A 14,311-nucleotide genomic window follows, 5' to 3' on the forward strand; every position below is an offset into this window, starting at 1 on the left:
TGTAAATGAAAAGAATATACCAACTTATATTTTTGTTATTGATTGGCTTTCCAACAATAGCTCAAATTCGTAATCAGCCTCAACAGGCAACTCCTTCGTTAAAAGTAAATGGACTAAACCTCGACTACTTTGCTCCAAAAGAATATACCATTGGCGGTACAACTTTATCGGGTACGCAGTACTTAGATAAAGAAGTAATCATTACACTTTCTAAATTAACAAAAGGTGAAACTGTTATCCTTCCCGGCGAGGCAACCACTAATGCTATTAAAAACCTTTGGGCTCAAGGATTGTTTGATGATATTCAATTAAATGTTACTAAACTAATTGGTGATACCGTTTATTTTGATATTCTGGTAGTAGAACGTCCGCGTTTAACTTCTTTTGAATTTACGGGCATTAGTAAATCACAAAAAACGGATATATCAGAAAAACTTGCCGATAAAGCAGGTAAAACGATCATCAACGATAATTTATACAATACCACCCGAACAATTATCAGTAAATATTTATTAGATAAAGGTTATTTCTACACCAAAATAGATTTTGAATCTAAAAAAGATCCAAACCAAGAAAACAGTGTAATTTTACAGGTTAACATTGATAAAGGTAAACGTGTTAAAGTTCAAGAAATTAAGTTTACTGGTAATTCTGTTTTTAAATCGGCTAAACTTAGAAAATTTTTGAAAAAAACTAAACAAAGAGCTTTTTACAAAGTTTTTGGTAGCGGTAAATTCAATAAAGAAAAATACGAAGAAGATAAGTTGGCGCTAGTAGCAAAAATGCAAGAGAGAGGTTACAGAGATGCAGCCATTTTAAAAGATAGCATTTACCGTTACAATGATAAAACTGTAGGTATACAAATTGATTTGTACGAAGGACCCAAATATTATTTTGGTGATATTACCTGGGTTGGAAATGCAAAGTACGCTACAGAATATCTTAAAAAGGTTTTTGGTATAGAAAAAGGAGAATTATTTAGTGAAGAAAAGTTAGAGAAAAAATTGCGTGGTAGTGCCAATGGCGATGATGTTTCTAGTGTTTACCTTAATGATGGTTATTTAACTTTTAACATAGATCCGGTACAAACCAGAATACATGGTGATACGGTTGATGTTGAAATGCGCATGTACGAAGGGCCTCAGTTTACCAATAATAAAATTACCATCAAAGGCAATACCATAACAAACGATAAGGTAGTTGTACGTGAGATTCAAATGAAACCTGGTGATAAGTTCTCTAAAGAGCAACTGGTGCAAAGTGTACGTAGAATTGGTGCATTAGGTAATTTTGATGAATCTAAGACTAATCCTATTCCTAAACCAAATGCAGATGGTACGGTTGATATTGAGTTTAATGTAGAAGAGAAACCTTCAGATCAGATAGAATTATCTGGTGGTTTTGGTGGTGGCCGTGTTATTGGTACATTAGGTTTAACTTTTAACAACTTCTCGTTAAAAAATATATTCAACGGCGAGGCTTATAGACCATTGCCAAAAGGTGATGGACAGAAACTAAGTTTACGTGGACAAACGAATGGTAAATTTTATCAATCTTATAGTTTCTCATTTTCTGAGCCTTGGTTAGGTGGTAAAAAACCTGTTAGTTTTGGCTTAAGTGCATTTACTTCCTTACAGTCTAATGGTATTGATGCAAGCAATGCACAGTTTCAAAAAATTCGTTTAAACGGGGTTTCAATAAGTTTAGGTAGAAGATTGAAGTGGCCAGATAACTGGTTCTCATTAACTCACAGTGTTAATTTAAACCAATACATATTAAATAATTACCCTGGGTTTTTATTTAGTACGGGAACATCTTACAACTTAAACTTGACGCAAGAAATAGCAAGAGATTCAAGAAATCATAATATTTTCCCAACAGGTGGTGCTTACATTAGGTTTACTATACAAGCTACTCCACCTTACTCATTGTTAAACAATGTTAACTACTCTACCGCATCAGATTTACAACGTTATAAATTTACAGAATACCATAAATGGAAATTCGAATCGCAATGGTTCACAAACGTAGTGGGTAAGTTGGTGTTTAAAGCACAAGCTCAATTTGGGTTCTTGGGTAGTTACAATAGTGCTGTTGGTCAATCTGCTTTCGAAAGATTTAAATTAGGAGGAGATGGGATGCAAGGTTTCGACTTTTTACAAGGATCTGAGCTAATCGCAATGCGTGGTTATTCAAATAACTCAGTTATACCGGTAGGTGCAAACCCAACCATTGCACAAAACTCTGGTAGCCCAATATTTAATAAATATGTAATGGAATTACGTTATCCAGTAATTAGCTCGCAACAAGCAACTGCATTTATGACAGTTTTTGCCGAAGGTGGTAACACTTGGGATAAGTTTAGCGATTTTAATCCGTTTAATATCAGAAGATCTGTTGGTGTTGGTGCAAAAATATTTTTACCGATATTTGGATTGTTAGGTATTGATTATGGTTATGGTTTTGATAGAATTCCAGGCGTTCCAGATGCAAACAAAGGTCAATTCCACTTTAGTATAGCACAACAAATGGGAGGATTTAATTAAGGTTGTAACACATATAGTTTATCATTATTTAAAAATGGCATAGTTTTTAGCTAACTAAATGTAATCAACTATAAAAACACAACACACCAATGAAAAAATTAATATTAGCCAGCTTTTTGCTTCTAATGGGTTTAGGGGCTTCAGCACAAAAATTTGCTTACGTAGATACAGAGTATATTCTTAAGCATTTACCAGATTATAAAGCCGCAAACAGCCAATTAGATGGTTTATCTGCTCAGTATCAAAAACAGATTGATGATAGTTTTGTACAAATAGATAAAATGTACAAAGCTTACCAAGCAGATCAGGTTTTACTAACGGATGACATGCGCAAACGCAGAGAAAACGATATTATTGAAAGCGAAAAAAAGGCAAAAGAAATGCAACGCCAGAAATTCGGACCAGAAGGTGAACTTTTTCAAATGCGAGTTAAATTATTAAAACCAATACAGGAAAAAGTTTCTACAGTTATTGGCGAAACTGCAAAAAATAAATTCATAGATTTCGTTTTCGATAAAAGCAGCGAATCTACCATGATGATTTATGCAAGTGCCAATTACGATATCAGCAATGATGTTATTGTTAGGTTAGGTTACAAACCTGGTACGCTTGTTAAATAAACAAACAACACACAAATAGATTATAAAACAATTATTAAGTAAAATAGAAAATGAGAAAGTTAATTAACGTATTATTTGTAGCAGCTGGATTATTAATTACTAGCACTGCTGCAAATGCACAACAAAAATTCGGTCACTTAAACTCTGATGAGATTTATGCAACAATGCCAGAAGCTAAGGCAGCACAAACTACTTTAGAAAATTTGGCTAAAACAAAACAAGGTGAAATTGATAAAATGATCACTGAATATCAAGCTAAATATAAAGCAGCTATTGATAAAGAGAAAACATTAAGTGAAGCAAACAAAGAAGCTGTTGGTAAAGAATTACAAGCGGCTCAAGTTGAGTTAGGCGATCTTCAAAAAAGAATTGAGGATGCTCGTACCAAAGCTACTACTGATGTACAAGCAGAACAAGGAAAATTATATCCTCCAATTAACCAAAAATTATCTACAGCAATGGGTGTAGTTGCTAAAGAAAAAGGTTTGGCTTATGTTTTTGATATTTCTGCTTCTGCAGGTTTCAATAACTTAATTTATTTTGATGGTGGCGAAGATATTACTGCTGCGGTTAAAACCAAATTGGGTATTTCAGCAAGTGCTAAACCAGCTGCAACTCCAATTAAAAAACCATAATTAAGGTTTAAAATAATTATCTTAGCGGAATAAGGTTTAAATATCTTATTCCGTTTTTTTTATGGATAAATTATCAATTGGTGTTTTCGATTCGGGCTTTGGTGGCTTAACAGTTTTTAAATCTATTGCTGAAAAATTACCACAGTATAATTATATTTATTTAGGTGATAATGCCCGTTCGCCATACGGCGATCATTCTTTCGAAACCGTATATCAATATACATTAGAGTGTGTAGAATGGCTTTTTGCAAAAGGTTGTCCTTTAGTTATTTTGGCATGTAACACAGCATCTGCTAAAGCATTAAGAAATATACAGCAATTAGATTTGCCTAAAAAATATCCAAATCATCGCGTTTTAGGTGTAATTAGACCAACAGCAGAAGTAATAGGTGAGTACACCAAATCGCAAAATGTTGGCGTAATGGGCACACGTGGTACCGTAAATTCAAATTCTTATCCAATCGAGATTAATCACTTCTTTCCTTCGGTTAAAGTGCATCAGCAAGCCTGCCCAATGTGGGTGCCTATTATCGAGAATAATGAGCACGAAAATGATGGTGCTGATTATTTTGTAGATCAATACATCAAAGAATTGTTAAATCAATCTGCTGAAATTGATTGTGTGCTTTTAGCTTGCACACATTATCCATTGCTTATTCCTAAGCTCAAAAAATATCTACCAAACCATATTAATTTATTAGCACAGGGTGATATTGTAGCAAATAGCTTAGCAGATTATTTACTTAGGCATCCAGCAATAGAAAACCAATTGGCTAAAAATTCCAATCACGAGTTTTATACATCTGGAGATGTGAATGCTTTTAATCAACATGCCTCTGTTTTTTTGGGTAAAAGCATTGGTGCAAAAGCGATGGTAAAAGGCTAAATTCTCATTCTTAAATGATTAGCATTTAAATTACCTTACTGTGTAAAATCGTTTCATTTTTGGTTAGGTTTTAAAAGTTTAAAAGGTTAATTTTGCGGCTCAATCATCAATTCAATGAGCGATCAGATCAAGCACGAATGCGGTATAGCTTTTATCCGCCTGTTAAAACCTCTCTCATACTACCAAGAAAAATACGGTACTGCACTTTACGGACTTAACAAATTGTATTTGTTAATGGAAAAACAGCATAATCGTGGGCAGGATGGAGCTGGTATTGCTACCATAAAGCTAGACATGAAACCTGGTAGCAGATACATTAGTCGCTACCGTTCTATGGCGCAAAATGCGGTTGCAGATATTTTTGGATACGTACAAAACAAGTTTGTAGATATACAAAATGAAACGCCAGAGTTGATGAAAGACACAGAGTTTTTAAAGCAAAATGTAAGCTTTATTGGCGAAGTACTTTTGGGTCATTTACGTTATGGTACACACGGCAAAAATAGCATCGAAAATTGCCATCCGTTTTTACGCCAAAATAATTGGATGACCAGAAACTTGGTAATTGCCGGTAATTTTAACATGACTAATGTTGATGAATTATTAGAGCAACTGTATGAGCTTGGTCAGCATCCAAAAGAAAAAGCAGATACGGTTACAGTTTTAGAGAAAATTGGTCATTTCTTAGATGATGAAAATCAGGTTTTATTTGATGAATACAAAAAAGAAGGCCTTTCTAATGTAGAAATTACACATAAGATTTCTGAAAGTTTAAATATCGCTAAAATTCTTCGTCGCTCTGCAAAAGATTGGGATGGTGGTTATACCATTTCTGGTATAGTTGGTAATGGCGATGCTTTTGTTTTGAGAGATCCTTCAGGTATCCGCCCTGCGTTTTATTATGCCGATGATGAAATTGTGGTTGCAGCATCTGAAAGACCAGCGATACAAACTGCTTTTAACGTACAAATTAAACAGGTAAAAGAAATTGAACCTGGATATGCTTTAATCGTTAAAAAAGATGGTACAGTTACGCAAGAGATGTACCGTGAACCAGCAGAGAAAAGAGCCTGTTCATTTGAGCGTATTTATTTCTCGCGTGGTAGCGATGCGGATATTTATAAAGAACGTAAGCAGTTAGGTCATTTATTAATTCCACAGGTTTTAAGTGCGGTTAACAAAGATTTAAAAAATACAGTTTTCTCATTTATTCCAAACACTGCCGAAGTTTCATTTTATGGAATGGTAGAAGGTTTGCATCAATATGTGCGTGAGGTTCAAAAAGATGTGCTAATTAACAATAAAGAACAACTTAATGATGAGCAATTGAATGAATTGCTATCTATGAGCCCAAGAGTTGAAAAGTTGGCGATTAAGGATGTTAAGCTGCGCACTTTTATCACGCAAGATGCGGATAGGGGAGAAATGGTAGCACATGTTTATGATACCACCTACGGCGTAATTAAAAACGATACCGATACCTTAGTTGCGGTTGATGATTCTATTGTTCGTGGTACAACACTGAAGCAAAGTATCATCAAAATCATCGATCGTTTGCATCCTAAAAAGATCATTATCGTATCATCTGCGCCTCAAATTCGTTATCCAGATTGTTATGGTATCGATATGTCTAAAATGGGTCAATTTGTAGCTTTTGATGCAGCCATACAATTGTTAAAAGAACGTGGCATGGAACACATCATCGAAGAGGTTTACGAAAAATGTAAAGCTTCTTTATTGTTGCCAAAAGAGCAAATTGTAAATTATGTTAAAGATATTTACAGGCCATTCAAACAACAAGAAATTTCAGATCAAATCGCAAAAATTATTACACCAAAAGGTACTGTTGCCGAGGTTGAAGTGATTTATCAAACTTTAGATAATTTGCATATCGCTTGCCCTAACCATAGTGGCGATTGGTATTTTTCCGGTAATTACCCAACTCCAGGCGGCAATAAAGTGGTAAATAAAGCCTTTGTAAACTGGAAAGAAGGAAATAATCAAAGGGCTTACTAACCCCTAAATCCCCTAAAGGGGACTTGTTATAGTTTAAAATAATTAAGGGTGAAAACGAAAGTTTTTGCCCTTTTTGATTCTGCAGTCCTGCTTTGCATTGCAAGTCCTCGGCTCGTTCCTCACCTGCGGGCTTTTCATTGCAATCAGGTTTAGAATTAAAGCAGCTGCTCATTGCAAAACCGTACAATAAGGATAAATATAAATCCAATTCTTGAACAAACTTTCTGTGCATTTTATTTGTTAATTATCAAAAAAATAGCAACATGAGAAAGATTTTTTTATGGATAATAGTTTGTTTAGGTTTAGCTTGTTCAGATGCTAAACAAAACAAGGTTGAAGATGCCATATCAAGAACGAGTGATAGTTTAAATGCAAAGTTGAATAAGCTAAATGATACTTTAAAAAAAGTAGGTGACGATGTTAAAAATAAAATTCCTAAAGTTAAAATTGAAATAGAACGAACTATTCCAATTAGTTTACAATGGATCGGGATGAAGCCAAATGCACAAGGAAAAGCGCAATTAATTAAGCAAAATGATGGTTGGTTTAGCATTAGAGGTGAGCAAACAAATGCAAATAACGAGTTCCTTAAAATTAATGGTAAACTAAAGAGAATAGATGCAAGCACTATTTCTTTTGAAGGAACGATTATCACCTATATTAAAACTATAAACGGAGGAGCACCCTGTGAAAAAACGGGTAAACAAAATTTCTTAAAAATTGGTGATCGAAGCTATTATCGTTTACAAAATATGGAAAATTGTGAAGGCGGTAAAGTTGTAGATTATATAGATTTATATAATTTAAACGAAGTTTATAAATCTTAAATGTAAAACTGATGATAGGTTTTGTATAACAACCAAAGTGCAAAAGCAATAATAATAATGCCCGCCACTTTATTTAATTTTCTTAACGTATCCTCCTTAATTCTGTATCTAAGTTTGCTAGAATAATAACTTTTTAAACTGTCAATAGCTAACTGAGTAGCCATTGCTATAAAAAAGCAGAAAAGTTTTTCATTTAGTCGGTTATTTAGTTTTACCGAGATAATTCCGCTTACAATAATCCAAAACATTAAGGTCGATGGCGTTAAAATGCACATCAAAAAACCTTTCAAAAGATAGCCTCGTTTGCTAATCTTTATCATCGTATTATTTTCATAATTGATAGATACCTTAGATAGCAGGTAATAAATGCCAACAGCTAATAAAAATATGCCTCCAAATATGCCAACATATTTGTCAAAACTTTCTTGGTAAACCAAAAACTGACTACCGAAAAGAACAATGGCAATTAAAATGACATCGCTAATAATTACACCTAATGCCAATGAAAACCCAGCCATAAAGCCTTTTTCAATGCTAGTCTTAATCATTGCAAAAAAAACAGGACCAGTTAAGAATGAGGAAATTAGCCCTGCACCCAAACCTAGTATAATCGCTTCGAACATTCGTCTATCAATATAATTTGTGCTAATATGCAATTTTTAAAGCTAAAAACTATCCATTTTATGTTATAGTTTTTTACAAGTTTATAGCTTATACGCATATAATACGCGTTAAATTAACGTTTATAAAATTTTTGATGAGTGTTAAAAATACACTCAATAACCAATAAATTTTATTTATGTTTAGCGAACCAAAATTTAATATTAAACTAAAACTTTTATCCACACATGGAACAAAATTCAAAAACCAATTGGGCACAGTTCATTCCCTTAGTAACTGTTTTCTTCTTTTGGGGTTTCGTTGCTGCAAGTAACGATATTTTAATACCAGTATTTAAAGCTGCCTTTAACTTATCACAAAGAGAAAGTCAGTTGGTATCATTGGCATTTTACATTGCTTACACTGTTGGGTCATTAATTTACATAGGTATTTCGGCCTTAATGAAAACAGATTTAATTAATAAAATAGGTTATAAAAATAGTTTGGCTTTAGGTTTGGTTATTTCGGCAATAGGAACATTGCTATTCTATCCTGCTGCTAATTTAGGTTCATTTCCATTAATGCTTACTGGCTTATTTATAGTGGCCTTAGGGTTTTCATTGCAGCAAACTGTTGCAAACCCATTGGCAATTGCATTAGGGCCAATTAAAACTGGTTCGCAGCGTTTAACATTGGCAGGTGGTATCAATAATTTTGGTACAACCATCGGTCCGCTTATTGTTAGTTTTGCTATTTTTGGTTCTGCCGCAAGTGAGAATACAACAATTAGTATTGAGAGCGTTAAAATTCCATACTTAATATTGGGTGCAGCATTTTTATTGGTAGCAGTTTTTTTAAAAATGTCTTCATTGCCTGATAAACCGCCTCTAACCGAAGCAAAAATTGAAGATGGCTCAACCAAAGGCAATGCACTAAAATACCCTCAACTGGTTTTGGGTATGATTGCTATTTTTGTTTATGTTGGTGTTGAAGTTTCAACGGCTAGTAATTTGCCAGCATATATGGAAGAAGATTTAGGTTTTGCTATTAAAGATATTGCCCCATACATTTCATTATACTGGGCAAGTATGATGATTGGTCGTTGGACTGGAGCTGTTGAAGCTTTTACAGACAAAGTAAGTTTGCAAAAGGTGTTAAGATTTGTTGCACCATATTTGGCATTTGGTATCTTTTTATTGGTAAATGCTATTGCAAAACATGATTTGGCTCCTTTTTACGTTTATGCTTTAATTATTTTAGTTTTAATAGCTGCAGATATGGCAAGTAAAGGAAATCCAGCCCGTATGCTATTCATTTTTTCGGCTATTGGCATAGCAGCTTTATTAATTGGTATGTTTACCGATGGTATGGTTAGTGTTTATGCATTTACAAGCGTTGGTTTGTTTTGTAGTACTTTATGGCCTTGTATTTTTACCTTAGCAGTTAGTGGTTTAGGTAAAAATACCAGTCAAGGTAGTAGCTTCTTAATTATGATGATTATGGGTGGTGGAATAATTAGTTATTTACAAGGTTATGTTTCTGAATTTACTGGCATTCAGTATAGCTATATTGTTGGTATTGCATGTTTTGCTTACTTAGCATTTTATGCTTTAAAAGCTAGTAGTATTTTAAAATCGCAAGGAATTAACTTTGACGAAAAGATCTCAGGCGGTCACTAAATCAAAATCTATTTTATTTAAAGAGTCCCGATTTGCATCGAGGGCTCTTTTTTTGTGCTAATCAAACGTTTGCGGAGTTTTTAATTCTCGAATGGTTTTTGTTTTTGCTTATGTTAGCTAAAAATTTAAACCCTAAACTAAACAATGACAACTATTTCAAACCAAAACAGAACAGCATTATTACCAATGGTAATTTGTTGTGGGCTGTTTTTTATTTTCGGCTTTGTAACTTGGGCCAATGGTACATTAATTCCTTTCTTAAAATTAGCGCTAGATTTAGAAACTGATTTACAAGCGTTTTTTGTAACCTTCGCTTCTTACATTGCTTATTTTTTTCTTGCCTTACCTAGTTCTTGGATTTTACAGAAAATCGGTTTCAAAAACGGATTAGTGTTGGGTATGGTAATTTTAGGAGTAGGGTCTTTGATATTTATACCAGCAGCCGATAATAGAAGTTATGGATTGTTCTTAACAGGTATTTTTATTCAAGGATCTGCAATGGCTTTATTACAAACTGCAGTAAACCCTTATTTAAGTATTATCGGTCCAATAGATAGCGCAGCCGCCCGTATTTCTATAGCAGGTTTGTGTAATAAAGGTGCTGGTGTATTAGTACCAATTATTTTTGGTGTATTATTCTTGAAGAACTCGGCAGAAACTACAGCAAAAATTAATGCCACTTCAGACATCAATGCTAAAAATGCAATCTTAGATGAATTATTACAGCGGGTACATACGCCTTACATAGTTTTAGCAGTAGTATTCGTTATTTTTGCCATAGTAATTAAGTTTGTTAACCTACCAGAAGTAGAAGCCGAAGAAGCTATTGTGGATGAAAACAGTAACGTAAAAGTTAAGTCTAGCATCTTCCAATATCCTCATTTATTTTTAGGAGCTTTTGCTATTTTCTGTTGCGTAGCAGTAGAAGTTATGGCTGGAGATGGAATTGCTACTTACGGACGTGAGCTAAACATCAACCCAAATATTGTTCGTTTCTCTACATCATTTACTTTAATATGTATGTTAGTAGGTTATGTAATTGGTATTATTGCTATTCCTAAAATTTTAAGCCAGCAAATGGCATTACGTATTTGCGCTGTATTGGGAGTAACATTAACTTGTATATCAGCTTTTTCAACTGGCAATGTTTCCTTCTATTCAGTAGCATTATTGGGTTTAGCGAACTCGCTGATGTGGCCTGCAATTTTCCCATTAGGCATTAAAGGTTTAGGTAAGTTTACTAAAACAGGATCAGCAATTATGATTATGGGTATTGCTGGTGGTGCATTAGTTTTACCCATTTATGGTTTCTTAAAAGATAGTCTTTCAATTGATTTTCAGCTTGCATTTTTATACACGCTATTGCCAGCTTACCTTTATATTATTTATTTTGCCGTTAAAGTACATAAAGCAGGCTCGAAGGAATAGAAGGCTAAGTTTTAATTAGGTAAATAAATTAACTTCAAGCTTAAAAAAATATTAATTTTGATTGCTCTCTGGTGTAAAATCGGAGCGCTTTTGAATTTACCAAAAATGGCAAAACAAGCATTTAACGATATCTATATGAGGTTGGCTACAGATTTAGCTACTCGTTCTCATTGTGTAAGAGCTCATGTGGGTGCAGTATTAACAAAAGATACAAGAATAATCTCTATCGGTTACAATGGCCCACCAGCAGGCACCCACAATTGCGATGAAGAGTGGCCAGAACATGGTTGCGCTAGAGACAGTAAAGGAAGTTGTTCTTTAGCATTACATGCCGAAGAAAACGCAATTTTGTATGCGGTTAAAAATGGCTCTAAAATAGAAGGGTCAACACTATATACTACTTTATCGCCATGCATTGCCTGTGCCAGACTGATTTTGTCATCAGGTATTAGAAAGGTTTATTTTAAAGACTCTTATGCTGCTTACAAAGGTTTAGCAAGCGATGAAGGCGTAGATTTTTTATTGCGGTTTGGGGTTGAAGTTTTGCAACATGAAGTTGTGGATTAAATTTGTACTTCATTTATCTTGACAACTTGACAAGTTGTTGTTATATTTGATTAAAATAATTGAAAATGAAAACAATGACGGTTGGAGAGTTTAAAACGAACTTTTCAGAAGTAATGGAGCAAGTTAAAGCAGGAATTTCTATCGCAGTTACTTTTGGTAGAAAGAAAGAAGTAATTGGTTATTTTGTTCCGGAAAAAAAAAATAAGCCAGCTAAAAGAAAACTAGGTATAGTAAATGCTAATGTTGTATTTAAGGATGATTTTGAAATGAGCGATGAAGAATTTCTGGGTTTATGATTTATTTACTAGATACACATGTACTCATTTGGGCGATAAGTGACCCAAGTAAACTATCAAAAAAAGTAAAAGAACTTCTAGAAGATACAAAAAACAAAATTTTGGTAAGCTCTCTAAGCTTATGGGAGATTTCATTAAAGTTTTCACTCAATAAGTTGGATTTGGGAGGAATGGCACCACAAGATTTTCCTGACCATATTTTAAAGATTGGATTTGATGTTGTTCCAATTTCAGCATCTGAGACTTCAACATTTCATTTTTTAAAATCGGATTTCCATCGAGACCCCTTTGATAGGATGCTGATTTGGCAAGCAATAAAACAGAATGTAGTCTTAATTAGTAAAGATGAAAGGGTTGCAAAGTATAAAGAGTCAGGATTGAAGGTGGTTTGGTAGCTTTTTCTCAGCACAATTTTTATTTCTAGCCCCGATTGTCGCGTAAATCCTTCTGTGTTGTCATGCTAAGGTGAACCGATTTCTAATCGGTAGCGTAGTAGAAGCATAACACAGAAGATTGCAGCAAAAGCCTGCCTGCCGGCAGGCAGGCGGGACTAACATTAACTTTTGCACTATAATTGCGCTTCAAATATTGAATTGTAGGAAAATCTCACTTCTCACTTCTCACATCTCATATCTAATTGTTACCTTTGCGCATGCTAGAAAAAATCATCATTCTCGATTTTGGTTCTCAGTTTACACAGCTTATTGCTCGTCGCGTTCGCGAATTAAATGTTTACTGCGAAATCCACCCATTTAATCACATTCCTGAATTAGATTCGACTGTAAAAGGCGTAATTTTATCAGGCAGCCCGTACTCTGTTCGTCAAGAAGATGCACCTTTTGTAGATTTAAATTTATTTGCAGCTTATCCGTTATTATCGGTTTGTTACGGCGCTCAGTTTATTGCACAACAAAATGGGGGTGATGTTCAGGCATCGAATACTAGGGAATATGGTAGAGCAAATTTAGATTTTGTAAATCAAGATAATAAGTTGTTTAAAGGTATCAATGTAAATTCACAAGTGTGGATGAGCCATGGAGATACCATTAAAGTAGTTCCAGAAAATTTTGAAATTATTGCCAGCACAGCTGATGTGCAAGTAGCTGGATATCAGATAAAAGATACCAATACTTACGCTATTCAGTTTCACCCAGAAGTAACGCACAGTACAGATGGTAAAATTTTATTGCAAAACTTTTTAGTAGGTATTTGTGGATGCTCGCAAGATTGGACAGCCGATGCATTTGTTGAAACTACCATTGCTGCTTTAAAAGAGAAATTAGGTAATGATAAAGTTGTTTTAGGCCTTTCGGGCGGTGTAGATAGTAGTGTTGCTGCTATTTTATTGCACAAAGCAATTGGCACAAACTTGCACTGTATTTTTGTAGATAATGGTTTATTGCGTAAAGACGAATTTGAAAGCGTTTTAGAGCAGTACAAAGATATGGGCTTAAATATTAAAGGCATTGATGCTAAAGAAAGATTTTTAAGTCAGTTGGCAGGTGTTAAAGACCCAGAGTTAAAGCGTAAAGCCATAGGTAGAGTTTTTATAGAAGTTTTTGATGATGCTGCTCACGAAGTACAAGATGTAGTTTGGTTAGCGCAAGGCACAATTTACCCAGATATTATCGAATCGGTATCGGTAAAAGGTCCATCGGCAACCATTAAATCACATCATAATGTTGGTGGTTTGCCAGATTTTATGAAACTTAAAATTGTAGAGCCATTAAATACTTTGTTTAAAGATGAAGTGCGTAGAGTTGGTAAAAGTTTAGGAATTGAAGGCTTTATTTTAGGTCGCCATCCTTTTCCGGGACCAGGTTTAGCAATTAGAATTTTGGGTGATGTTACTCCAGAGAAAGTTGCAATTTTACAAGAAGCAGATGCCATTTATATCAATAATTTAAAAGAAGCTGGTTTATATGATCAGGTTTGGCAAGCGGGAGCTATCTTTTTGCCTGTGCAATCTGTTGGTGTAATGGGTGATGAAAGAACTTATGAGAATGTAATTTGTTTAAGAGCTGTAGAATCTGTTGATGGGATGACTGCAGATTGGTGTCATTTACCTTACTCAGTTTTGGCGAAAATTTCTAATGAAATTATCAATAAAGTTAGAGGGATTAACCGTGTGGTTTATGACATTAGTTCTAAGCCACCGGCTACAATTGAGTGGGAATAGTTTAATTCTCATTTGACAGTTTTTGGTTAGCA

13 protein-coding genes are annotated in these 14,311 nt (G+C 34.3%); 12 read left to right on the forward strand and 1 reads right to left on the reverse strand.

Going from position 1 to position 14,311, the window contains the following annotated elements; translation table 11 throughout:
* Nucleotides 1-5: 5 nt before the first annotated feature.
* From bamA to FA045_RS16430, 6 genes are all read left to right on the forward strand, one after another.
* The gene (bamA, locus tag FA045_RS16405) at nt 6-2,546 is read left to right on the forward strand and encodes an outer membrane protein assembly factor BamA (RefSeq protein WP_169305075.1); all 2,541 of its coding nucleotides are present in this window, start codon (nt 6-8) and stop codon (nt 2,544-2,546) included.
* A gap of 89 nt (nt 2,547-2,635) precedes the next feature.
* Nucleotides 2,636-3,166, forward strand: a complete 531-nt coding sequence (locus FA045_RS16410) for an OmpH family outer membrane protein (RefSeq protein ID WP_136878174.1) — start codon at nt 2,636-2,638, stop codon at nt 3,164-3,166.
* Nucleotides 3,167-3,216: 50 nt separating this feature from the next.
* On the forward strand, nt 3,217-3,801 hold the full coding sequence (locus FA045_RS16415; protein ID WP_136878175.1) for an OmpH family outer membrane protein: 585 nt from the start codon (nt 3,217-3,219) through the stop codon (nt 3,799-3,801).
* A gap of 61 nt (nt 3,802-3,862) precedes the next feature.
* Nucleotides 3,863-4,687 (forward strand): glutamate racemase, encoded by an 825-nt coding sequence (gene murI, locus FA045_RS16420; RefSeq protein WP_136878176.1) that lies wholly within the window; start codon nt 3,863-3,865, stop codon nt 4,685-4,687.
* Between the two features lie 114 nt (nt 4,688-4,801).
* Nucleotides 4,802-6,703 (forward strand): class II glutamine amidotransferase, encoded by a 1,902-nt coding sequence (locus tag FA045_RS16425; protein WP_136878177.1) that lies wholly within the window; start codon nt 4,802-4,804, stop codon nt 6,701-6,703.
* 263 nt (nt 6,704-6,966) lie between these two features.
* Nucleotides 6,967-7,530 carry a hypothetical protein gene (locus FA045_RS16430; RefSeq protein ID WP_136878178.1) on the forward strand — a complete coding sequence of 188 codons (564 nt, stop codon included), beginning with the start codon at nt 6,967-6,969 and terminating at the stop codon, nt 7,528-7,530.
* Here FA045_RS16430 and FA045_RS16435 read toward each other — a convergent pair.
* Entirely contained in the window at nt 7,527-8,186 is a 660-nt protein-coding gene (locus FA045_RS16435) for a LysE family translocator (RefSeq protein WP_225871367.1), read from the reverse strand. The two genes, FA045_RS16430 and FA045_RS16435, sit on opposite strands and share 4 nt — an antisense overlap.
* A gap of 192 nt (nt 8,187-8,378) precedes the next feature.
* On the opposite strand from FA045_RS16435, the gene FA045_RS16440 reads away from it, so the two are divergent.
* The 6 genes from FA045_RS16440 to guaA all read left to right on the forward strand — a co-directional run bounded on the left by FA045_RS16440 (nt 8,379) and on the right by guaA (nt 14,279).
* Nucleotides 8,379-9,809 carry an MFS transporter gene (locus FA045_RS16440; RefSeq protein WP_136878180.1) on the forward strand — a complete coding sequence of 477 codons (1,431 nt, stop codon included), beginning with the start codon at nt 8,379-8,381 and terminating at the stop codon, nt 9,807-9,809.
* Nucleotides 9,810-9,953: 144 nt separating this feature from the next.
* Nucleotides 9,954-11,237, forward strand: a complete 1,284-nt coding sequence (locus FA045_RS16445; RefSeq protein WP_136878181.1) for a sugar MFS transporter — start codon at nt 9,954-9,956, stop codon at nt 11,235-11,237.
* 105 nt (nt 11,238-11,342) lie between these two features.
* Nucleotides 11,343-11,804, forward strand: coding sequence for a deoxycytidylate deaminase (locus FA045_RS16450; protein WP_136878182.1), 462 nt, complete (start codon nt 11,343-11,345; stop codon nt 11,802-11,804).
* Nucleotides 11,805-11,869: 65 nt separating this feature from the next.
* Nucleotides 11,870-12,100, forward strand: a complete 231-nt coding sequence (locus FA045_RS16455; protein ID WP_169305076.1) for a type II toxin-antitoxin system Phd/YefM family antitoxin — start codon at nt 11,870-11,872, stop codon at nt 12,098-12,100.
* A complete protein-coding gene (locus FA045_RS16460) occupies nt 12,097-12,495 on the forward strand; it encodes a type II toxin-antitoxin system VapC family toxin (protein WP_136878183.1) in 399 nt (132 codons plus the stop codon). Before FA045_RS16455 ends, FA045_RS16460 begins: the two co-directional genes overlap by 4 nt.
* 257 nt (nt 12,496-12,752) lie before the next feature.
* Entirely contained in the window at nt 12,753-14,279 is a 1,527-nt protein-coding gene (guaA, locus tag FA045_RS16465; protein WP_136878184.1) for a glutamine-hydrolyzing GMP synthase, read from the forward strand.
* Nucleotides 14,280-14,311 lie beyond the last annotated feature (32 nt).

The sequence above is a fragment of the Pedobacter cryotolerans genome, from assembly GCF_005116475.1.
Taxonomy (GTDB): domain Bacteria; phylum Bacteroidota; class Bacteroidia; order Sphingobacteriales; family Sphingobacteriaceae; genus Pedobacter; species Pedobacter cryotolerans.

Bases quoted from the DNA above. Each gene is read 5' to 3' on its own strand.
- bamA (WP_169305075.1), top strand. From the start codon at position 6: ATGAAAAGAATATACCAACTTATATTTTTGTTATTGATTGGCTTTCCA.
- FA045_RS16410 (WP_136878174.1), top strand. From the start codon at position 2,636: ATGAAAAAATTAATATTAGCCAGCTTTTTGCTTCTAATGGGTTTAGGG.
- FA045_RS16415 (WP_136878175.1), top strand. From the start codon at position 3,217: ATGAGAAAGTTAATTAACGTATTATTTGTAGCAGCTGGATTATTAATT.
- murI (WP_136878176.1), top strand. From the start codon at position 3,863: ATGGATAAATTATCAATTGGTGTTTTCGATTCGGGCTTTGGTGGCTTA.
- FA045_RS16425 (WP_136878177.1), top strand. From the start codon at position 4,802: ATGAGCGATCAGATCAAGCACGAATGCGGTATAGCTTTTATCCGCCTG.
- FA045_RS16430 (WP_136878178.1), top strand. From the start codon at position 6,967: ATGAGAAAGATTTTTTTATGGATAATAGTTTGTTTAGGTTTAGCTTGT.
- FA045_RS16440 (WP_136878180.1), top strand. From the start codon at position 8,379: ATGGAACAAAATTCAAAAACCAATTGGGCACAGTTCATTCCCTTAGTA.
- FA045_RS16445 (WP_136878181.1), top strand. From the start codon at position 9,954: ATGACAACTATTTCAAACCAAAACAGAACAGCATTATTACCAATGGTA.
- FA045_RS16450 (WP_136878182.1), top strand. From the start codon at position 11,343: ATGGCAAAACAAGCATTTAACGATATCTATATGAGGTTGGCTACAGAT.
- FA045_RS16455 (WP_169305076.1), top strand. From the start codon at position 11,870: ATGAAAACAATGACGGTTGGAGAGTTTAAAACGAACTTTTCAGAAGTA.
- FA045_RS16460 (WP_136878183.1), top strand. From the start codon at position 12,097: ATGATTTATTTACTAGATACACATGTACTCATTTGGGCGATAAGTGAC.
- guaA (WP_136878184.1), top strand. From the start codon at position 12,753: ATGCTAGAAAAAATCATCATTCTCGATTTTGGTTCTCAGTTTACACAG.